Origin of the sequence: Actinomadura napierensis (assembly GCF_039529375.1) — a bacterium.
GTDB lineage: Bacteria > Actinomycetota > Actinomycetes > Streptosporangiales > Streptosporangiaceae > Spirillospora > Spirillospora napierensis.
In genome coordinates this window covers 1-19996 of record NZ_BAAAMR010000026.1, presented here as the reverse complement: position 1 = coordinate 19996, position 19996 = coordinate 1, and the positions used below count along the sequence as shown (strand labels likewise).

Genomic DNA, 19996 nt, shown 5'->3' with positions numbered 1-19996 from the left:
CCCTCTAGACCGCGGTGTCGAAGTTGATGGCGCTGTAGGCGCGGAGCTTGTTGAGCTTGTGCTCGCTGGAAATGGTGCGGATCGTCCCGCTGCGGGAGCGCATGACCAGGGAGTGGGTGACGGCGGTGCCCTTGCTGTAGCGGACGCCGTCGACGAGCTCGCCGTCGGTGATGCCGGTCGCGGCGAAGAAGACATCGTCGGACGTGACGAGGTCGTCGGTGGTGAGGACGCGGCCGAGGTCGTGGCCCGCGTCGATCGCCTTCTGCTTCTCCGCGTCGTCCTGCGGCCAGAGCCGTCCCTGGATGACGCCGCCGAGGGCCTTGATCGCGCAGGCGGCGATGATGCCCTCCGGGGTGCCGCCGATGCCGAGCAGCAGGTCGACGCCCGTGCCGGGACGGGACGCCATGATCGCGCCGGCGACGTCGCCGTCCAGGATGAACTTGATCCGGGCGCCCGCCTCGCGGACCTCCTTCACGATCCCCTCGTGGCGGGGGCGGTCGAGGATGCAGACGGTCACGTCGTTGGCGGACGAGCCCTTGGCGCGGGCGATCGCGCGGATGTTGTCGGCGATGGGGCGCTCGATGTCGACGACGTCGGCTGCCTCGGGGCCGGTGACGAGCTTCTCCATGTAGAAGACCGCCGACGGGTCGAACATCGAGCCGCGCGGCGCCACCGACAGCACGGCGATGGCGTTGTTCATGCCGAGGGCGGTGAGGCGGGTGCCGTCCACCGGGTCGACGGCGACGTCGCACTCGGCGCCGGAGCCGTCGCCGACCTCCTCGCCGTTGTAGAGCATCGGGGCGTTGTCCTTCTCACCCTCGCCGATGACGACGACGCCGCGCATCGAGACGGTGTTGATCAGCTGCCGCATCGCGTTGACGGCGGCTCCGTCGGCGCCGTTCTTGTCCCCGCGGCCGACCCAGCGCGCCGCGGCCATGGCGGCGGCCTCGGTGACCCGGACCAGCTCCATCGCCAGGTTGCGGTCCGGCGCCGAGGGCTCGGTGGTCAGCGGGGAGGAAACGGTGGTCTCTTCGGACATGACGGGGCGGCCCCTTCGTTCGATGGTGACTCGGATTCTCCGGGGACCGGACGCCGGGCCACAAATTGGACCAGACCAGCCCGGTGCGCCGGGGAGTCCCGCCCGCGCGCGGGCCGATTTGACCGTCGCGCGGGCAAGGGATCGTTTCCCCGTGGGAAGAGGGCGTAATCTCTGGGCTCATGAGCAGCGACATCGACGTCTCGTCCGACGGGGCGGCCAAGGACGGGGCCGCCGGGGCAGCGGAGGCGCCCGCCCGGACCTCCGACCGCGGGGCCGCCACGCGCAGCGCCCTGCTGTCGGCCGCCCGGGACGTCTTCTGCGAGGCGGGCTTCGCGCAGGCCGCGGTGACCGACATCGTCGCGAAGGCGGGGGCCAGCGTCGGCAGCCTGTACCACCACTTCAACGGCAAGGCCGACCTGTACCTGACGCTGTTCGAGGAGTTCCAGGGCCGCCAGCAGGAGCGCACCCGCAAGGCGATCAACGCGGTGCGGGACGCGGGCGAGGGCGACCCGATGCGGCAGTTCGTCGCGGGCGCCGGCGCCTACCTGGACGGGTGCCTGCGGGAGCGGGACGTCGCGCGGCTGTTCATCTCCGGCGACGGCCCGCCCGGGTTCGACCGGGTGATGCGGCAGCGCCTCAACAAGTGGGCGCGCCGCAACGCCGCGCTCTTCCACACCGCCGACGGCGGCGTGGACGAGGCGCTGGTCGTGGTGCTGACGGGCGCGATGGCGGGCGCCGTGTCGGAGATCTCGCTGATGGACGACGAGGGCGCCGCCCGCACCCTGGCGGACAAGATCATGAGCATCGTCGGCACGATCAGGAACCGTCCCTGAACGATCCCCGCGAAGGGGCTCGCACCCATGTCCCGGGCCTTTCGAACGTGTGATCGATCGGCCTCCGGCGGGCGCCCGGTTCCCACCCCCGTACCGAGCAGCGCCGACCGTGCGGGATCCTGGAGGGGTGACCGACAAGAGCCCCGCACCCGCTCCGGAGGCCGCCGACACCGCCTCCGGGCCCGAGCAGCCCGCCACCGCCGAGCAAGGGCCGTCCGGCGCGCAGGAGGAGCCGCGCGCGGACACCGGAGGCGACGAGGCCCCGGCCGGCGCCGCGCAGGCGGAGAGCGGCGAGCAGGCCGTCGACGAACCGGCGCGGGCCGAGGCCGCCGCTGCGGAGGGTGCCGCGGCGTCCGCCGGTGAGCGGGGCGTGGTCAAGGTCAGCCCGGCGGTGTACAAGCGGCTGACCACCGGGCTCGGCGGGTTCACGCTGGCGATGGGCGCGTGCCTGCTGCTGGTGCTGGCGATCTTCGTGATCACGCCGCGCGACAACAAGGAAGTGCTGCCGACCGTCGACTACGCCTCGCAGTTGTGGGCGCTGCGCAGCGACGCGCCGTTCACCGTGTACGCGCCGGAGGGGCTGCCGGCGCGCTGGCGTCCCACCAGCTCGCGGCTGCACGGCCTGGACACCGGCGGCAAGCAGCCGGTCGCGTGGCACCTGGGCTTCGTCACGCCGGACGGCGAGTACGCGGCGCTGGAGGAGAGCAACGAGAAGGCGGACGCGTACGTCCCGCGGATGACCAACAGCAGCAAGCCGATCGGCACGATGCTGGTCGGCGGCGAGTCGTGGGCGAAGTACCACCGCAACGACAAGAAGGCGAACTCGCTGGCGCGGCCGGGCCCCGGGGGCATGAGCATCGTGGTAACCGGCACCGCGTCCTACGAGGAACTGGCGGTGCTGGCCGCGTCGCTGAAGCCGCAGCCCCGGCAGGGCGGGGGCCCGGCGCCGTCGGCGTCGCCGACCCAGGGTTCCTGACCGGGCCCGCGGGCTCACCCTCAGGTGAGTGTTCCCTTACGGTCAGAACGGGGTCGGGGCCTCGCCGTCCTCCGGACCCTGCATGGCGGCGGCGAGCCTCGCGCGCGCGCCTTCGAGCCACTCCTCGCAGACCTCGGCGAGCTTCTCGCCGCGCTCCCACAGGGCGAGGGACTCCTCCAGCGTCAGCCCGCCGGCCTCCAGCCGCTTGACGACGTCGGTCAGCTCGTCCCGCGCCTGCTCGTACGAGGGCTTGCGCTCGGTCGCGTTCTCTTCTGCCACTTTCCCCACTCTAGGGCTCCTCGCGGCCGGAGACGGTGGCGGTGAGGTGGCCGCCGGCCAGCCGGACGTGGAGGCTCTCGCCGTCCTTGACGTCCGACGGCTCGCGCACGACCGCCTCGTCCTCGCGCTGGACGATCGCGTAGCCGCGGTCGAGCGTGGCGGCGGGGGAGAGGGCCAGCAGCCGGGCGCGGGTGTGCGACAGCTCGTCGCCGGCCCGGTCCAGCGCGGACGACAGGCACCGGCGGGCCCGGTCGCGCAGCGCCAGGACCTGCTCGGACTGCCGTTCGATCTCCCGCACGGGGTCGGCGATCGCGGGCCGCGACCGGACCGACTTCAGCCAGTGCAGCTCGCGTTCCACCGCGCCCCCCAGGCAGCGCCGGCCCCGGTCGCGCAGTTGCCGGACGAGCTGGAGCTGCTCCCGCACGTCCGGGACGGTCTTCTTCGCCGCGTCGGTCGGGGTGGAGGCGCGGACGTCGGCGACGAGGTCGAGGATCGGGCTGTCCTGCTCGTGCCCGATGGCGCTGACGACCGGGGTGCGGGCGGCGGAGACCGCGCGGACCAGCGCCTCGTCGGAGAACGGCAGCAGGTCCTCCATGGCGCCGCCGCCGCGCGCGATGACGATGACCTCGATCTCGGGGTCGGCGTCGAGCTTGCGCAGCGCCTCCATGACCTCGCCGACGGCGTAGGAGCCCTGGACGGCGGTGTTCTCCACCCGGAACGCCACGGCGGGCCAGCGGCGCCGCGCGTTCTCCAGGACGTCGTGCTCGGCGTCGGAGTCGCGTCCGCAGATCAGGCCGATCTTGCCGGGCAGGAACGGCAGCGGCCGCTTGCGCTCGGGGCGGAAAAGGCCCTCGGACGCGAGCACCTGCTTGAGCCGCTCCAGCCGGGCCAGCAGCTCGCCGACGCCGACCGGGCGGACCTCGATGGCGCTGAGCGAGAACGTCCCGCGGTTGATCCAGAAGTCCGGCTTGGCGTGCACGACGACGCGGGCGCCGTCGGTGACGGCGGGCCCGGCGGCCTCGAACACCCCGCGCGGCCCGACGACCCGGACCGACATGTTCGCGACGGGGTCGCGCAGCGTCATGTAGACCGTCCCGCCGCGGGCGTTGAGGTCGGTGATCTGGCCCTCGACCCAGATCCGGCCGAGGCGGCCGATCCAGCCGCCCACCGCCTGCAGGACGGTCCGCACCGGCACGGGGGATTCGGCCGTGGTCTCCATCGCCATGCCCGAAGCCTACGGGCGCCGCGGACCCCGCCGCGTGTGACGGACGAGACATGCCGGACGGCTTTGATACTTAGCCACACTAACTTAGACTGACTAAGTAATTTCGAGGAGAGCAACCGTGACCGTTTCCGAGCGAGCGCTGGCCGAACAGCTCAACCGCAGCCTCCGGCACATCGTGCTGATGCTGCGCCGCGCCACCGCCGACCAGGCGATCACCAGCCAGCAGCTGTCGGTGCTCGGCTCGCTCGAGCACGGGCCGTGCCGGATGACCGAGCTGGCCGCCGAGCACGGCGTCCGGCTCCCCACCATGACCGCGCAGATCAACCGGCTGGAACGCGACGGCCTGGTGGAGCGCGGCCGGGACGGCTCGGACGCCCGCGTCGTCACCGCCGCGCTCACCGCGGCCGGCCGCGAGCGGCTGGCCGCCGGGCGCGAGCAGCGGATCGGCTTCCTGGCCGAACGGTTCGCGGGGCTGACGGACGAGGAGCGCGCGGCGGTCGCCGCGGCGCTGCCCGCCCTCGACAAGCTCTTCGCCGCTCCTTGACCCCTTAGGGAAGGTCTCCATGCACGCTCGGCCCTCGTCGAACACGAGTCGGCTTTCGTCGAACACGAGGCTGCCCTCGTCGAACACGAAGGGCGGCGGCATTCTCCGGCAGCCGATGTCGGTGTGGGCCACCGCCTTCGCCGCCGTCGTCGCCTTCATGGGCATCGGGCTCGTCGATCCGATCCTGCCCGCGATCGCCACGAACCTGCGGGCGACGCCGAGCCAGGTCTCGCTGCTGTTCACCAGCTACTTCCTGATCACCGCGGTGGCCATGCTGATCACCGGCTGGGTGTCCAGCCGGATCGGCGGCAAGAGGACGCTGATGATCGGGCTCACCCTGGTCGTGGCGTTCGCCGCGCTCGCCGGGACGTCCGACACCGTCGGCCAGCTCGTCGGCTTCCGGGCCGGCTGGGGCCTCGGCAACGCGCTGTTCGTCGCCACCGCGCTCGCCGTCATCGTCGGCGCGGCGTCCGGCGGCGCCGAGAAGGCCATCGTCCTGTACGAGGCCGCGCTCGGCCTCGGCATCTCGCTCGGCCCGCTCGTCGGCGCGCTGCTCGGCGACCTGAACTGGCGGTTCCCGTTCTTCGGCACCGCGGTCCTGATGGCCGTCGGCTTCCTGCTCATCGCCACGCTGCTCAAGGCGCCGCCGAAGCCCGCCCAGAAGACCCGGCTGAGCGCGCCGATCCGCGCCCTCGGGCACGGCGGGCTGGCCACCACCGCGTTCACCGCGCTGTTCTACAACTACGCGTTCTTCACCGTCCTCGCCTTCACCCCGTTCGTGCTCGGGATGAGCGCGCACGGCATCGGCCTGGTGTTCTTCGGCTGGGGCGTGATGGTCGCGCTGGCCTCGGTGTTCGGGGCGCCCGCGCTGCAGCGCCGTGTTGGAACGGTCCGGGTCATGTACCTGGGGCTGGCCCTGCTGGTGCTGTTCCAGCTCGGCCTGGCCTTCCTCGGGCACGACGGGATCATCGTCTGCACGGTCCTGTCGGGCATCCCGATCGGGCTGAACAACACCGCGTTCACCGAGGCGGCGATGGAGGTCTCCGACAACCCGCGGCCCGTCGCGTCCGCCGGGTACAACTTCGTCCGCTGGATGGGCGGGGCCCTCGCCCCCTACTTCGCCACCAAGCTGGCCGAAGAGGTGAACCCGCACCTGCCCTACGTCGTCGGCGCGGCCTGCTGCGCCGTCGCGATCGGCATTCTGGCGACGCGCCGCCGCCACATGGCGCCGCTGGAGCGGGTCGACATCGACCACACCTTCCAGGACGCCCCCGTCCCGGCCCAGGCCTAGGCGCCCTCTCTCGGCGTCCCTCGGCTTCGGCCCGGCCGCTCCGCGGGGGCGGACGGTCCGGAAAGAGAGGACGCCGTTCGGGGCGGTGAACATTTCAACTGCCATTTCCGTCGTTTCTCATGCGATACGGCGGAGGCGACGGATCCGTCCACGCTGGCCGGGCTCAAGGGGGCCCGGCCGGCGTCGTGGGGCCGTGCGCCGGGTCTGTGCAGGTCGTCGAGGTAGGACGACGAATGCAGCACAATCGTCATATTTCCCTATTTCCCCGAATAACTTGTCACGGGTGATCTAAAGAGATAGTGATGTACCCGTCCGTCATGCACCGCCTTCCTGGCCTCACCTCACCATGGGACCGATGACAATCAACCTGCCGTCCTTCCCCGCCGCGGACGAAGCGCCGCTCGACACCTGTATCCGCCTGCGGGAGATCGCTCCCGTGGTCGAAGTGGAGTTCCCCGGCGGCGTCCCCGCCTACCTCGCGCTGACCCACGACGCCGTGCGGCAGATCCTCGCCGGCGACAACAGGACCTTCCTGCGGGAGCCACGGCACTGGCCCGCCCTGCACGACGGATCGATCTCCGAGGACTGGCCGCTGCGCGCCATCGTCGAGGGCGGTCACCTGTCCACCAAGGACGGCGCCGACCACCGGCGGCTGCGCGGCCTGGTCGGCAAGGCGTTCACGCCCGCACGGGTGCAGGCGCTGGAGCCGCGCGTCCAGCGGATCGTGGACGGCCTGCTCGACGACGTCGTCGCCACGGGCGACGGCGTGGACCTGGTCCCCGCCTTCACCGAGGCGCTGCCGATGTGGGTGATCTGCGAGCTGTTCGGCGTGCCGCCCGAGGACCGGCCCCGGATGCGCGACTGGACCGCCGCGCTGCTGGCGCACACGACCCCGCCGGACGAGGCGTTCGCGACGCAGCGGGCCCTCCAGTCCTACCTGCACGGGCTGGTGGAGCGCAGGCAGGAGGAGCCCGGCGACGACCTCACCTCCAGCCTGGTCCAGGCCCGCGACGAGGGCGACAGGCTCACCACCGACGAGCTGGTCGGCGTGCTCTGGCTGATGCTCGTGGCCGGCCACGAGACAACCGTCCACATGCTCGGCCACGCGATCGTGGCGCTGGCCCAGAACCCCGGCCAGCTCGAACTCGCCAAGGCCGGCGACCGCTGGGGCGACGTGGTGGAGGAGACCCTGCGCTACCGCCACTCGGTGATGATGACGAGCTTCCGCTTCACGGCGGAGGACGTGACCGTCGCCGGGGTGCCCATTCCCCAGGGCCGGGCGGTCGGCGTCGTCTACCAGGCGAGCGGCCTCGATCCGGACGAGTACGGCGAGGACGCGGACAGGTTCGACATCACCCGGGAGCAGAACGGGCGCCTCACCTTCGGCCACGGCCCGCGGTACTGCATCGGCGCGTCCCTGGCCCGGCTGGAGGGCCGGCTGGCGCTCGCGACGATGTACCGGCGCCTGCCGGAGCTCGCCCTGGCCATCGACCCGGGCGACATCCCCTACTCCCCGTCGTTCTTCACGGTCGGCCCGCTCTCCCTTCCGGTCACCTTGGGCGCCGTCCGGTCCTGACCCGTCGCCGCGGCCCGCGCGGCTCGTCCGCCGGGCCGGACGACCGGCGCGTTCAGCCGGCGCGCCCATGCTCGGGTGCGCCGGCCGCCGCGTCCGTTATCGAGCAATTTTGGTAAATACCTGCGCGCGCGAGCGTTATGGTGCATCCTTATCGCGCCTTATTCCGTTATGGCCGCCCGTGCGACGCGTCGAGGATTCCCGCGCGCCAGTCACCCACGCTCACAAGGACACGATGGATGGCATCTCAAGCCGGTCGAGCACGCATCGAGCGCGCGGCGCTGGAACGCGCGCTCTGGGTCGCGCTGGTCGTCGCGGTCGTCGCCGGCGCCGCCTGGCTGGGGGCGCTGCTGGCCGTGGACCAGCGGGCCCGCACGCTGGTCGCGGCGGGCGGCGGCGCCGCGGCGCTCGCCCTCGTCCTCGCCTCCGGAGCCGCGGCCTACTACGCCGCGTACGCGCGGAAGGTCCGTGACCGGCTGGCGCAGGTGGAGAGCGAGAGCGGCCTGCTGGAGCGCCGGCTCCAGGAGCTGGTCGACGGGCCCCTGCCCGCGCTGATCGGGCGCCTGCACGCCGGGGCGGCACCGGAGGAGATCCTGGCCGAAGTGCGGGCCGTCCCGAACCACCTGCTGGGACGGCTGGTGCGCGTGGTGGCGGAAGGCGTCGCCGCGAGCGAGCGCGGCGCGGTCCGGGCCAGGGCCGAACTGGCCGCCCTGGAGCACGAGGTCGCGCAGGTGGCCGACGCGACGCTGCCCGCGCTGATCGACCGGATCCGCGGCGACCGCGCCTCGGCGGCGTCCGCGCCCGCCGAGCTCCCGGTGCCCTCCCACGCGGCGCTGGAACGGCTCCTCAACGACGTCGGCGATACCCTCGCCGCGGGCGAGCGCACCAGGGCCGCCGCCATGGCGTCCTGCGCGAGCGCCGCGGCGCGGATCCAGGCGCAGACCACCCGCATGCTCGCCCAGCTGCGGGAGCTGGAGGACCAGTACAACGAGGACGAGGTCTTCGGCGACCTTCTCGACCTCGACCACCACGTCTCCCAGATGGGACGCCTGGCCGACAGCATCGCGCTGCTCAGCGGCGGCCGTTCGGGACGGCGCTGGACCAAGCCCATCGTCCTGGAGAGCATCATCCGCGGCGCGATGGGCCGGATCGCCTCCTACCAGCGCGTCCAGTACCACTCGACCAGCACCGCCGCCGTCGCCGGGTTCGCCGCCGAGGGCGTCATGCACGCGCTGGCCGAGCTGATGGACAACGCCGCCAACTTCTCCCCGCACGGCACCGCCGTGCACGTCTACGCCGAGGAGGAGGACGCCGGGGTCGTCGTCACCATCGAGGACAGCGGGCTGGGAATGCGCCAGCGCGAGCGGGAGCGCGCCGAGCGGCTGGTGTCGGAGACCGCCGACCTGACCTCGCTGCCCGGGACCCGGCTGGGGCTTGCGGTGGTCGGGCGGCTGGCGGGCAAGCACGGGCTGCGGATCAGCTTCCGGCCGTCCTCCCGCGGCGGTATCGGCGTGGTCGTGCTGATCCCGCGCCGACTCGTCAGCCACCCCGCCGGCGCCTCCGGTGAACCCTTCGCCGCCGACCCCGTGCGAAGCGCGCGCAGAAACACCCCTGCAGCGGTCCGTGAACCCGCCGCGGCGACGGCCGTGGCCCTGGCCGAGGCACCCGACGACGCCGACGGGGAGCACCTGCCCAAACGCCGCCGCGGCGCCACGCTCACCGGGACCGTCGAGCAGCACGCGGCCCCGCCGCCCAAGCCCCGCGACCCGGGCGCGCGGTTCGCCGCCTTCCGCGAGTCCGCCTCGGGCCGCCACCGAACGACCGACGACGCCATGACCGATCGCACGTCCGATCCCGCGGACGGCACCGCGCACGACGACACCGCGCCCGACGACACAGCATCCGCCCGAGAACCCGATCAGTAGGGCTCATGGCCCGCGGCCCGTTCGGCGGACGGGCCACCGGGACGGCCGGTCCCGGCACCCTCGTCCGGACCGCAGGATCCACAGATAGGAGGCAGGGACGCGATCCGCCGCGGGCGCCGCGGCGGGGTCCGTTCCGTGATCTTGATGAGCACCGATGAGCGCCAACTCGATTGGCTTCTGACGTCCCTTGCGGACCGGGCCCCCGGCATCCAGCACGTGCTGGTGCTGTCCAGGGACGGCCTGAAGATCTGCCACACCCCCGGACTGGACGAGGACAGGGCCGACCAGCTGGCGGCCATCGCCTCGGGCATCCAGAGCCTGTCCCTGACCGCCTCCCACGAGTTCGGCACCGGGGTCGGCGCGGGCCAGTCGATGATGGAGTTCGCCGGCGGGCTGCTGCTGATCATCCCGGCGGGCGCGGGGGCGCACCTGGCCGTGGTGGCCCACGAGGACGCCGACGTCGGCCTCGTCGGGCACAGCATGAACGAGCTGGTGGAGCAGATCGGCGGCTACCTGACCGCGGCACCGCGCACCGCCGCGCCGAGATGACCCCCCAGCCCCTGGACCTCGGCGACCCCGACCGGCTCTACACCGTGACGGGTGGCCGCAGCCGCGCGGGCGACGACGCCCTCGACCTCGTCACGCTCGTCAGCGCCGAGAACGACCCGGCGCCCGGCATGCAGTCCGAGCACGTCGCGATCCTGCGGCGGTGCCGGCACGAGCCGATGGCGGTGGTCGAGCTGTCCTCCCATCTGAGGCTGCCGGTGAGCGTGGTGAAGATCCTGCTGCTGGACCTGCGCGACGCCGGCCACATCACCGTCCGCCATCCGACCTCGGCCACCGCGACGAACCGGATGGCCGACCTGGAAACGCTGAAGCAGGTGCTCGTTGGACTCCAAGACCTCTGACCAGGCAGCGGACCACGGACCCGGCGGCGCGCCGGCCGGGGCCGCGGACGACGTGCCGCTGCGCCGCACCGCGCGGGACGCACTGAAGATCGTGATCGTGGGCGGGTTCGGGGTCGGGAAGACCACCATGGTCGGCTCGGTCTCCGAGATACGCCCGCTGAGCACCGAGGAGGTCATGACGGAGGCCGGCGTCGGCATCGACGACCCCAGCCGCGTCGCCGACAAGCGCACCACCACGGTCGCGTTCGACTTCGGCCGGATCTCCCTGGACGCCCACCGCGTGCTCTACCTGTTCGGCGCCCCCGGCCAGAAGCGGTTCTGGTTCGTCTGGGACCAGCTGTTCTCCGGCAGCCTGGGCGCGGTGGTCCTGGTGGACACCCGCCGCCTGGAGGACTCCTTCTACCCGCTCGACCGGCTCGAGCACCACAGGATGCCGTTCGTGGTGGCGGTCAACCGGTTCGACGCCCCCGGCGCGCGGCCCTCCCTGGAGCGGGTGCGCGACGCGCTGTCGCTCCCCGCGGACGTCCCGCTGGTCGACTGCGACGCCCGGCTCCGCGACTCCACCAAGAACGTGCTGATCACGCTCGTCCGGCACCTCACCGCACTCCACGACCCCGCCGCACTCCAGGAGGCCGCGCAGTGACCGACGAGACCGCCGCGCCGCACGCCGACGGCGCCGTCCGCCTGTACGGGGAGGAGTTCGACCAGCGGCCGGCGGACTTCTTCGAGCGGATGCGCCGCGAGCACGGCCCGGTCGTGCCCGTCCTGCTCGAAGGCGACGTCCCCGCCTGGTACGTGATCGGGTACCGGGAGGTCAACCACGTCACCGGCAACCCGGGGCTGTTCGCGCGCGACACCCGCCGCTGGAACGCCTGGGACGCCGTGCCGGAGAACTGGTCGCTGCTGCCGTTCGTCGGCTGGAACCCCTCGGTGATGCTCGCCGAGGGGGAGGAGCACCACCGGCGCAGCACGGCGATCAGCGACGCGCTCGACGCCGTCGACCGCACCGAGCTGGCCGGCGACTGCGAGCGGATCGCCGACCGGCTGATCGACGAGTTCGCCGGGGACGGCGAGGCCGACCTGGCCGCCCGGTTCGCCGACCGGCTCCCGCCGCTGGTGATGGCCGGGCTCTTCGGGGTGCCCGCGGCCGAGGCGCCCGACATGATCCGGGACGTCACGGCCGTGGCGGGCTCCGACGAGGACGCCGTCCCGGCGTACCAGCGGCTCCAGGAGACCATGCGCCGGCTGGCCGAGGCGCGCCGGTCGCGTCCCGGCCCGGACGTCACCTCGCGCATGCTGCAGCACCCGGCGGACCTCACCGTCGACGAGCTGGTCAGCGACCTCATCCCGATGATGAGCGCCGGCCACCTGCCCACCGGCCACTGGATCGGCAACACGCTGCGGCTGATGCTGGTCGACGAGCGGTTCGCCGTGACGCTCCAGGGCGGCCGCGGCAGCGTCTCCCAGGCGCTCAACCAGGTGCTGTGGGAGGACACGCCGTCGCAGAACAACATCGGCCGCTTCGCCGTGCACTCCAGCGAGCTGGCCGGACGCAGGATCCGCCCCGGCGACATGCTGATCCTCGGGTGGGCCGCGGCGAACTCGGACCCGCAGGTGCAGCCGCCCGCGCACGGCGCCGGAGCCGGGAACCGGGCCCACCTGTCGTTCGGGCACGGCGACCACGGCTGCCCCTTCCCCGCTCCGGAGCTCGCCGAGATCATCGCCAGGACGGCGGTGGAGGTGCTGCTGGACCGGCTGCCCGACATCGAGCTCGCGGTCAAGCCGGACGAGCTCCTGTGGCTCCCGTCGTTCTGGGTGCGCCGCCTGGCGGCCCTGCCGGTCCGCTTCAGCCCGGCCGCCGGCTGACCCACCGGTCGCCGCCGCCGATCCCTCGTCCGCTCGGTCGAGCCCGTCGAGCCCGTCGAGCCGGGTCACAGCCGGGTCACAGCTTTCGGCGCCCTGCTGTGACCGCCCGTTGGCTAGAACGGTGCGGGCCGGATGGTGATCCGGTTCGTCGACCAGGAAGGCCGTGATCATGGACGAGGATCCCGCACGTGGTGTCGACCGGCGGCGGCTGCTCGGATGGAGCGGGCTGGCGGCCGCCGGCGCGGTGGCGGCCGGTGCGCAGCTGGTGGGCGCCCGGCCCGGCCACGCCGACCCGGCCCCGTCCCCGGCAGGCACGATTCCGCCGGACACCAGGCCCGGCGGAGCCTACGACCGGTACGTGGCGAAGCTGGCCGCCGACGGCAGGTTCTCCGGCGTGGTCCTGCTGTCGCACCAGGGCAGGACCGTGCTGTCGCGCGGCTACGGCATGGCCGACAGGGAGAAGAAGATCCCCAACGGCGAGGACGTCGCGTTCACCCTCAGCTCGGCGGGCAAGCCGTTCCTCGCGGTGGCCATCCTGCAGCTGGCCCAGCAGGGCAGGCTGCGGCTGGCGGACACGGTGGGCACCCACCTGAAGGGCTACCCCGCGGACATCGCCGAGCAGGTGACCATCCACCACCTGCTCACCGCCACCGCCGGGCTGGACGCCCCGGAGCTGGACCTGCAACGCATCTTCACCAGCCGGGACGAGGTGCACGAGTACTACGAGCAGTGGACCCGGAAGGCGAAACTGGTGGGCGTCCCCGGCTCGGGCAACCAGGGCCACACCGACGGCGCCGGCGCCGGCATCACCATGGCCACGCTGATCGTGGAGGCCGTCACCGGCGAGACGTACTGGGATTACGTCCAGGAGAACATCTTCAAGCGCTGCGGCATGACCGGCACGGCGTTCTCCACCAGGCCGCAGTGGCTCACCGACCCCCACATCGCGCACCCGTACATGACACTGGCCGACGGCAGCCAGGTCGACGCCGTCCGGAACCTGGACAAGAGCAGCCCGGACCCGTCCACGCTGGGCAAGAACCCGGGCCGCGCCTTCATCGATGCCCCCGGGGACGGCGGCTTCACCACCGCGCCGGACCTGGTCCGGTTCGCGCACGCGCTGGGCGACGGCACGGTCCTGGACCGGCCCTGGGCCGACGTGTTCACCGCCGCCAACAGCCCCCACGGACCGACGTCGTTCGGCGCCTACGGGCCCGTGGTCCGTATCGTCAACGGCCAGTGGGCGTGGAGTCGCGGCGGCGGCAATCCCGGCGTCGGCGCAAACTGGACGATCTACCCCTACACCGGCTGGGTCGGCGTCATCCTCAGCAACATCGACGGCGTGCCGCTGCAGGAGATGGCCGGGCAGGAGGCACAGGCCGTCACCGGGGCCACGCCCGGCGGCGGATCAGGCGGCTGAGGTCGTCCGGCGGCGCCGGCCCGATGGCACGAGTTCTCCTCCAGCTCGGCGTTCGGGACGTCGGGCGGCGGGCGGTCGACGCGTGGTCCGCGCCTCCCGCCCGCCGCCCGAGCGGTGCCCTCTGAAGGAGAGCCGTGACCGGTGGCCCGGAGAAGCCCCGGGTCAGTTCAGGCCGTTCAGTTTGGCGATGCGGTTCTCGTACATCTTGATCACTTCGGGGCGGGCGGCGTGCTTGCGCTCGTACTCGCGCAGCAGCTTCACCTGGTCCGCCGACAGGCCGCGCAGCCGGGCCCGCAGCTGCGGCAGCGTGGCCTCGTCGTAGTTCGGCACCGGCAGGCCCTCCGCGGCCCGCGCGGCCTCCGCCGGCGCGGCGGGCTTGAGCTCGGGCTTCGGCTCGAACGGGCCCTCCTCCGCCGCTGCCTTCTCCGGCTTGCCCGCGGCCTTCGGCGCGGGCGCCGGGTCGGCCTCCGGGACGGGGTTCGGAGCCGGCTTCGCCTGCGCCTCCGGCTCCGGACGCGGCTCGGCGGGCTTCGGCTCCGGCGCCGGCTTCGCCACCGGAGCGTCGTCCCGGACGGGCTTCGGAGCGGGCTTCGCGGCCGGCTTGCCGATGGAGATCTCCCCGTCGGCCGCCCGGCGCTGCGCCGTCCGGACCGTCCCGCGCTCCGCCGCCGGCCTGGCCGGACGGGTGCGCGGCCGGGGCTTCGGCTCCGGCTCGGGCTCCTCGCCGCCGCGGACCGTCTCCACGACCCTCCCGACGACCTTCTCCGCCGTGTGCCGGACGTCGTGGCGCAGCCGCCCGATCACCGGGCCCACGCCGTCGCCCTCGGTGATCTCCTTGTAGTCGCGGCTGACCCGGTCGCCGAGCAGCAGCGCCCGGCCCACGCCGAACATCGCCAGCCGGACGGCGTGCAGCGGGAGATCGCGGACCTGCTCGCCCACCGCGTCCTGGACCTGCTGCTTGAGGCGGCGCGGCGATCTCGTCATGGTCATTCCTCTTCCTGCCGTCCTGATCAGGGTCATGCGGCAATCGTCTGCTCGTGTCTCACTCTGCCCCATGGGTGCGAGCAGGGTCACCCCGGGTTAATGGATTTCTGTCCAAAAGCCGCGTGGAGTGGGTCACACAGCGGGCTCCACCAGAGCTTTCCCCCTTTCCGCAAAGGCCTCACGCCGTGCGGCGCGCCGCGGGACGGGCGGCGCGGGACGCGCGGGGCGACTCGTACGATGGGGGCATGACCGCCAACAGCCAGCGTCGTGTCCTGCTCGCCAAGCCGCGCGGTTACTGCGCGGGCGTCGACCGGGCCGTCCAGACGGTCGAGATCGCCCTGGAGAAGTACGGGGCGCCGATCTACGTCCGCAAGCAGATCGTGCACAACGTCCACGTCGTCAGGACGCTGGAGGAACGCGGCGCGATCTTCGTGGACGAGACCGAGGAGGTCCCCGAGGGCGCCATCGTGGTGTTCTCCGCGCACGGCGTCGCCCCCGTCGTGCACGAGGAGGCCCGCGGCCTGGACCTGCGCACCATCGACGCCACGTGCCCGCTGGTGACCAAGGTCCACAAGGAGGCGGTCCGGTTCGCCGCGCAGGACTACGACATCCTGCTCATCGGGCACGAGGGCCACGAGGAGGTCATCGGCACCACCGGCGAGGCGCCCGACCACATCCACCTCGTCGACGGCCCCGACGACGTCGCCGACATCACCGTCCGCGACCCCGAGAAGGTCGCCTGGCTGTCGCAGACCACCCTGTCGGTGGACGAGACGATCGCCACCGTCGACAAGCTCCGCGAGCGGTTCCCCAAGCTGACGGACCCGCCGTCCGACGACATCTGCTACGCCACCCAGAACCGGCAGACCGCCGTCAAGGAGATGGCCGCGCAGTCCCAGCTCGTTATCGTGGTCGGCTCCACGAACTCCTCCAACTCCGTCCGGCTGGTCGAGGTCGCCAAGGAGCACGGCGCCGACGACGCCCACCTCGTCGACTACGCCGAGCAGATCGACCCGGCCTGGCTGGAGGACGTCGACGTCGTCGGCGTCACCAGCGGCGCGTCCGTCCCGGACGAGCTGGTCCAGGGCGTCCTGGCGTGGCTGGCAGAGCGCGGCTTCGGCGAGGCGGAGGAGATCGAGTCCGTGCAGGAGCGGATGCGCTTCTCCCTGCCGAAGGAGCTCCGCAAGGACCTCCGCATCACGCCCGTCTAGTCGACGCCGTCAGTCGACGTCGCCGTGGTGCAGGCGGCGCTCGGCGGTCGTGGTGGGGGACTCGTCCCAGCGGACGGGGTTCTCGTTGTCCTCCTTCTCGAACAACCGGACCCCGACCAGCTTGCCGCGCAGCTCCCGGACGTTCGCCGGCAGCCCGCGGACCATCGTGATCACCAGCACCAGCAGCGTGCCGAAGAACAGCCACGGCGCCGTCGACGCCAGCGACGTCAGCAGCCCGACCGTGAGGGCGCGCAGCAGCGAGCCGTGGCCCAGCGCGTCCGCGATCTCGGCGATGACCGTCGCGAAGAAGAACACCAGCGGCGGGCTCACCGCGACCGTCAGCAGGTCGGCCGGGCGGGTGGCGAACGCGGCGAGCGCGCAGCCGATCGCGAAGCCCGCGCCCGCCAGCAGCGGCACGCCGAGCCACCGCGACAGCAGCGCGCACACCAGGCCCGCGCCGAACATCACCACGACACCGCCGCGGCCGGTGAGGGTGACGGGCCCCGTCCCGGCGGCCGAGTGCGACCCCGGCGAGGAGCCGGCGCGCTGACGTCCCACGGGACCCCCTGAGGCCGGCGAGGCGCCGCCCGGCGCGTCGCGTGCCGTCGATGAGCTCATGGCCACCTCTCTCGACGATCACTCTGGTCGGGGATGGCCCGTCCGCCGAAACCTACCGGTTCCGAGGCCGGGCCATGCGGAGGCCGCTCATCGTCGTCCGGGGCACCGCGACCCGAGGCGCCCTGTCCATTGGGACGGTCCTCGTGGGCGGTGAGTTCGGCGGCGGAGGGCGCGCGCGGGCTCTCCTCCACCGGACGGGGGCCGTCGAGGAGCTCGTCCACGACCCCCAGTTCGTTCAGTTTCCGCGCGCTGACCAGCACGCGCGTCTCCAGCGAGCCGACCGTCCGGTTGTAGGACTTGATGGCGCCGGTGAGGGCGCGGCCCAGCTCGTCCACGTGCCGGCCCATGGTGCCGAGCCGCTCGTACAGCTCCTTGCCCAGCTCGAACACGGCGCGGGCGTTGCGCGACAGGGCGGCCTGCTGCCAGGCGTACGACGCCGTCCGCAGCATGGTGATCAGGGTGGTGGGAGTGGCGATGTGCACCCGGCGCCGCATCGCGTACTCCAGCAGTGCGGGATCGCGGTCGAGGGCGGGCGCGAGGAACGCCTCGCCGGGGATGAACAGCACGACGAACTCCGGCGCCGGGCTGAACGCCTGCCAGTACGCCTTGGCGGCGAGCCGGTCGACGTGGTCGCGCAGATGGCGGGCGTGCGCGTCCAGCCGCACGGGATCGCCGGTCTCGGCGGCCTGCAGGTACGCGGCCAGCGACACCTTGGAGTCGACGACGATGCTCTTGCCGCCGACGAGCCGCACCACCATGTCGGGACGGACCGTTCCGTTCACGGTCGCCGCGCTGGCCTGCTCGTCGAAGTCGCAGTGGTGCGTCATGCCCGCCAGCTCCACGACGCGCCGCAGCTGGAGCTCGCCCCACCGGCCGCGCGCCTCGGGCCGTTGCAGGACCCGGACGAGGCCCTGCGTCTCCCGGCGCAGCTGGTCGGAGCTCTGCCGGACGAAGTCGACCTGCTTGGCGAGCATCGCGTGCGACTCGCGGCGGCCCGTCTCGACTTCGCGGAGCTGCTCCTCCACCTTCGCGAGGGTCTCCTTCAGCGGCGCGACGAGATGCTCGACGGCCTGCTCGCGGCGCTGCAGCTCGCCCGCCGCCTCGACGCCCGCCGCCTTCAGCCGGGCGTCCGCCAGCTCCAGGAACCGCTGGTTGCTGGCGTCCAGCGCCTTGGCCGACAGGTTCTCGAAGTGCTCGGCCATCCGCTCCTCGGCGTAGGCGAGCTTCTCCTCCGCGGCCTTCGCCCGCGCGATCAGCGACCCTTGCCGGCCCGTCGCCAGCGCGTACCCGGCGACGGCGCCGAAGACGGCGCCGACGAGCAGTCCGGCGAACAGCGCGAGGTCCATTACTTCATCGTGACAGCGGACTCGCGAAGCGCGACCGCGACGCGCCGGAATGCCCGCCGGAACGGACAATCGTCCCACTGTTCGCCAACGGCCCCGGACGCGCGTCCCGTCCGGGCAGCCCGGCGGGTCCGCGGGGTCCGTAAACTTGACCGCCGTGAGCCTCTCCATCGGAATCGTCGGGCTGCCCAACGTCGGCAAGTCCACCCTCTTCAACGCGCTGACCAAGAACGACGCGCTCGCCGCCAACTACCCGTTCGCGACCATCGAGCCCAACGTCGGCGTCGTCGGGGTGCCCGACCCGCGGCTCGGCGTGCTGGCCGGGATGTTCGACTCGCAGAAGGTCATCCCGGCGACGATGGAGTTCCTCGACATCGCGGGCATCGTCAAGGGCGCGTCCGAGGGGCAGGGCCTCGGCAACAAGTTCCTCGCCAACATCCGCGAGACCAACGCGATCTGCCAGGTCATCCGCGCGTTCGAGGACCCCGACGTCACCCATGTGGACGGCGACGTCGCGCCGTCCCGCGACATCGAGACGATCAACACCGAGCTGATCCTGGCGGACCTGCAGACGATCGAGCGGGCGCTGCCGCGGCTCGACAAGGAGGCCCGGACCAGGAAGGACAAGGACAAGCTCGCGGTCGTCGACGCCGTCAACGCCGCGCAGAAGCTGCTGGACGAGGGCGTCACGCTGTTCGCGGGCGCCGAGAAGGCCGGCATCGACCTGGCGCTGCTGCGCGAGCTGCACCTGCTCACCGCCAAGCCGTTCCTCTACGTGTTCAACCTCGACGAGAGCGAGCTGACCGACGAGGCGCTGCGCGGCCGGCTGCGCGACCTCGTCGCGCCCGCCGAGGCGATCTTCCTGGACGCCAAGATCGAGGCGGAGCTGATCGAGCTGCCCGACGACGAGGCGCTCGAACTGCTGCAGGGGATGGGGCAGGAGGAGTCCGGGCTGTCGCAGCTCGTCCGGATCGGGTTCGCGACCCTCGGCCTGCAGACCTACCTGACGGCTGGCCCCAAGGAGTCGCGGGCCTGGACGATCCGCAAGGGCGCCACCGCGCCGGAGGCCGCGGGCGTTATCCACACCGACTTCCAGCGCGGCTTCATCAAGGCCGAGATCGTCTCCTACGACGACCTCACCGAGGCCGGCTCAATGGCCGCGGCCCGCACCGCCGGCAAGGTCCGCATGGAGGGCAAGGACTACGTCATGCAGGACGGCGACGTCGTCGAGTTCCGCTTCAACGTCTGAGGCGGCTCGCGCGCTGTAGGCCACAGGCAGGCCCCACCGGGTTCCGGTGGGGCCTGTGGCGTCTCATGAGCCTTGTGTGATTTGCGATACAGGTGTTGCATGTGGTGCCACGCCCCGCCCGCCTCGGGTGTTCTGTGGCGATATGTCCCGAAGCCGACACTTTGCCGGATTCTCTCGGGAACAGATTGCGGTCGGAACGGTCACCCGGTAACCAAGCAACCGCCGAGTCGTGCCGCTTGCCGGAAACCTGGTCAGGCGCGCCGTTCGTAGCCTTGGATAGGGGATCGTCACCGTTTGGCAATCTTCCCCGTTCCTGTTGAGCTGGATTGCATTATCCGCAACCGCGCGCCGGGGGTGTGCTTCGCCGCGATGCGCTGGAACAATTGACGCTCGTGGTTACGCTGGGCCCGGGGTGGGGTTCAGAAAGGACCACCCGCACAGGACCCAGGCAACAGACCGCGCCGACCGGGGGCGAGGCGCGAGCGGAGGCAGGATGGCTCGCAGGTCGGCCGTAGGACGCGGCCGTGACACGGCCGTGGTCGAGGAGACGGCGGCGCCCGCGGCGCTCGCCGCGTCCGCCGACCCGTGGGACGCGCCCGCGCCCGAACGGCGCCGCGGCCGCTCCGGCGGTTCCGGCGGCGGCGGGGGCGGGGGGGGGGGCGGGGGGGGGGGCGGGGGGGGGGGGGGGGGGGGGGGGGGGGGGGGGGGGGGG

19 protein-coding genes are annotated in these 19996 nt (G+C 72.6%); 13 read left to right on the top strand and 6 right to left on the bottom strand.

Annotated elements, in window-relative coordinates; all coding sequences use genetic code 11:
* Window positions 1–4: 4 nt before the first annotated feature.
* Window positions 5–1039 (bottom strand): class II fructose-bisphosphatase, encoded by a 1035-nt coding sequence (gene glpX, locus ABD296_RS16850; RefSeq protein ID WP_344267527.1) that lies wholly within the window; start codon window positions 1037–1039, stop codon window positions 5–7.
* Between the two features lie 179 nt (window positions 1040–1218).
* On the opposite strand from glpX, the gene ABD296_RS16845 reads away from it, so the two are divergent.
* Together ABD296_RS16845 and ABD296_RS16840 are read left to right on the top strand one after the other, a co-directional pair.
* Complete coding sequence (locus ABD296_RS16845; protein ID WP_344267525.1) at window positions 1219–1872, top strand: TetR/AcrR family transcriptional regulator; 654 nt, start codon at window positions 1219–1221, stop codon at window positions 1870–1872.
* 127 nt (window positions 1873–1999) lie between these two features.
* Window positions 2000–2848, top strand: a complete 849-nt coding sequence (locus ABD296_RS16840) for a DUF4245 domain-containing protein (RefSeq protein WP_344267523.1) — start codon at window positions 2000–2002, stop codon at window positions 2846–2848.
* 42 nt (window positions 2849–2890) lie between these two features.
* Here ABD296_RS16840 and ABD296_RS16835 read toward each other — a convergent pair whose 3' ends face one another.
* On the bottom strand, window positions 2891–3127 hold the full coding sequence (locus ABD296_RS16835) for an exodeoxyribonuclease VII small subunit (RefSeq protein WP_407061481.1): 237 nt from the start codon (window positions 3125–3127) through the stop codon (window positions 2891–2893).
* 10 nt (window positions 3128–3137) lie between these two features.
* Window positions 3138–4352, bottom strand: coding sequence for an exodeoxyribonuclease VII large subunit (xseA, locus tag ABD296_RS16830; protein ID WP_344267520.1), 1215 nt, complete (start codon window positions 4350–4352; stop codon window positions 3138–3140).
* Between the two features lie 118 nt (window positions 4353–4470).
* Between xseA and ABD296_RS16825 the strand changes: the two genes are divergently transcribed.
* The 9 genes from ABD296_RS16825 (at window position 4471) to ABD296_RS16785 (ending at window position 13879) form a co-directional block, all read left to right on the top strand.
* A complete protein-coding gene (locus ABD296_RS16825; protein WP_344267518.1) occupies window positions 4471–4896 on the top strand; it encodes a MarR family winged helix-turn-helix transcriptional regulator in 426 nt (141 codons plus the stop codon).
* A gap of 115 nt (window positions 4897–5011) precedes the next feature.
* Window positions 5012–6187 carry an MFS transporter gene (locus tag ABD296_RS16820; protein WP_344267516.1) on the top strand — a complete coding sequence of 392 codons (1176 nt, stop codon included), beginning with the start codon at window positions 5012–5014 and terminating at the stop codon, window positions 6185–6187.
* Between the two features lie 355 nt (window positions 6188–6542).
* On the top strand, window positions 6543–7763 hold the full coding sequence (locus ABD296_RS16815) for a cytochrome P450 family protein (RefSeq protein ID WP_344267514.1): 1221 nt from the start codon (window positions 6543–6545) through the stop codon (window positions 7761–7763).
* A gap of 236 nt (window positions 7764–7999) precedes the next feature.
* Window positions 8000–9685, top strand: coding sequence for a sensor histidine kinase (locus ABD296_RS16810; protein WP_344267512.1), 1686 nt, complete (start codon window positions 8000–8002; stop codon window positions 9683–9685).
* 144 nt (window positions 9686–9829) lie between these two features.
* Window positions 9830–10234, top strand: coding sequence for a roadblock/LC7 domain-containing protein (locus tag ABD296_RS16805; RefSeq protein WP_344267510.1), 405 nt, complete (start codon window positions 9830–9832; stop codon window positions 10232–10234).
* A complete protein-coding gene (locus tag ABD296_RS16800) occupies window positions 10231–10593 on the top strand; it encodes a DUF742 domain-containing protein (protein WP_344267508.1) in 363 nt (120 codons plus the stop codon). Before ABD296_RS16805 ends, ABD296_RS16800 begins: the two co-directional genes overlap by 4 nt.
* Window positions 10574–11236: a GTP-binding protein gene (locus tag ABD296_RS16795; RefSeq protein WP_407061480.1), complete on the top strand. Its 663-nt coding sequence runs from the start codon at window positions 10574–10576 to the stop codon at window positions 11234–11236. Before ABD296_RS16800 ends, ABD296_RS16795 begins: the two co-directional genes overlap by 20 nt.
* Window positions 11233–12459: a cytochrome P450 gene (locus ABD296_RS16790; protein WP_344267506.1), complete on the top strand. Its 1227-nt coding sequence runs from the start codon at window positions 11233–11235 to the stop codon at window positions 12457–12459. Before ABD296_RS16795 ends, ABD296_RS16790 begins: the two co-directional genes overlap by 4 nt.
* A 169-nt stretch (window positions 12460–12628) precedes the next feature.
* Window positions 12629–13879 carry a serine hydrolase domain-containing protein gene (locus tag ABD296_RS16785; protein ID WP_344267504.1) on the top strand — a complete coding sequence of 417 codons (1251 nt, stop codon included), beginning with the start codon at window positions 12629–12631 and terminating at the stop codon, window positions 13877–13879.
* 162 nt (window positions 13880–14041) lie between these two features.
* Here the strand turns inward: ABD296_RS16785 and ABD296_RS16780 are convergent, their stop codons facing one another.
* Window positions 14042–14869 carry a hypothetical protein gene (locus ABD296_RS16780; RefSeq protein WP_344267502.1) on the bottom strand — a complete coding sequence of 276 codons (828 nt, stop codon included), beginning with the start codon at window positions 14867–14869 and terminating at the stop codon, window positions 14042–14044.
* 239 nt (window positions 14870–15108) lie between these two features.
* On the opposite strand from ABD296_RS16780, the gene ABD296_RS16775 reads away from it, so the two are divergent.
* Window positions 15109–16074 carry a 4-hydroxy-3-methylbut-2-enyl diphosphate reductase gene (locus tag ABD296_RS16775; RefSeq protein WP_344267500.1) on the top strand — a complete coding sequence of 322 codons (966 nt, stop codon included), beginning with the start codon at window positions 15109–15111 and terminating at the stop codon, window positions 16072–16074.
* A gap of 9 nt (window positions 16075–16083) precedes the next feature.
* On the opposite strand, the gene ABD296_RS16770 is transcribed toward ABD296_RS16775, so the two are convergent.
* Both ABD296_RS16770 and rmuC read right to left on the bottom strand, forming a co-directional pair.
* Window positions 16084–16632, bottom strand: coding sequence for a DUF6542 domain-containing protein (locus ABD296_RS16770; protein ID WP_344267498.1), 549 nt, complete (start codon window positions 16630–16632; stop codon window positions 16084–16086).
* Between the two features lie 56 nt (window positions 16633–16688).
* A complete protein-coding gene (rmuC, locus tag ABD296_RS16765) occupies window positions 16689–18038 on the bottom strand; it encodes a DNA recombination protein RmuC (protein WP_344267496.1) in 1350 nt (449 codons plus the stop codon).
* Between the two features lie 154 nt (window positions 18039–18192).
* Here rmuC and ychF point away from each other — a divergent pair, with 154 nt between their 5' ends.
* Complete coding sequence (ychF, locus tag ABD296_RS16760) at window positions 18193–19284, top strand: redox-regulated ATPase YchF (RefSeq protein WP_344267494.1); 1092 nt, start codon at window positions 18193–18195, stop codon at window positions 19282–19284.
* The last annotated feature ends 712 nt before the right edge of the window (window positions 19285–19996 follow it).

Excerpts from the sequence above, each read along its gene's own strand:
- glpX (WP_344267527.1), bottom strand. The coding sequence starts at position 1,039 with ATGTCCGAAGAGACCACCGTTTCCTCCCCGCTGACCACCGAGCCCTCG.
- ABD296_RS16845 (WP_344267525.1), top strand. The coding sequence starts at position 1,219 with ATGAGCAGCGACATCGACGTCTCGTCCGACGGGGCGGCCAAGGACGGG.
- xseA (WP_344267520.1), bottom strand. The coding sequence starts at position 4,352 with ATGGCGATGGAGACCACGGCCGAATCCCCCGTGCCGGTGCGGACCGTC.
- ABD296_RS16820 (WP_344267516.1), top strand. The coding sequence starts at position 5,012 with ATGTCGGTGTGGGCCACCGCCTTCGCCGCCGTCGTCGCCTTCATGGGC.
- ABD296_RS16815 (WP_344267514.1), top strand. The coding sequence starts at position 6,543 with ATGACAATCAACCTGCCGTCCTTCCCCGCCGCGGACGAAGCGCCGCTC.
- ABD296_RS16810 (WP_344267512.1), top strand. The coding sequence starts at position 8,000 with ATGGCATCTCAAGCCGGTCGAGCACGCATCGAGCGCGCGGCGCTGGAA.
- ABD296_RS16805 (WP_344267510.1), top strand. The coding sequence starts at position 9,830 with ATGAGCACCGATGAGCGCCAACTCGATTGGCTTCTGACGTCCCTTGCG.
- ABD296_RS16800 (WP_344267508.1), top strand. The coding sequence starts at position 10,231 with ATGACCCCCCAGCCCCTGGACCTCGGCGACCCCGACCGGCTCTACACC.
- ABD296_RS16785 (WP_344267504.1), top strand. The coding sequence starts at position 12,629 with ATGGACGAGGATCCCGCACGTGGTGTCGACCGGCGGCGGCTGCTCGGA.
- ABD296_RS16780 (WP_344267502.1), bottom strand. The coding sequence starts at position 14,869 with ATGACCATGACGAGATCGCCGCGCCGCCTCAAGCAGCAGGTCCAGGAC.
- ABD296_RS16775 (WP_344267500.1), top strand. The coding sequence starts at position 15,109 with ATGACCGCCAACAGCCAGCGTCGTGTCCTGCTCGCCAAGCCGCGCGGT.
- rmuC (WP_344267496.1), bottom strand. The coding sequence starts at position 18,038 with ATGGACCTCGCGCTGTTCGCCGGACTGCTCGTCGGCGCCGTCTTCGGC.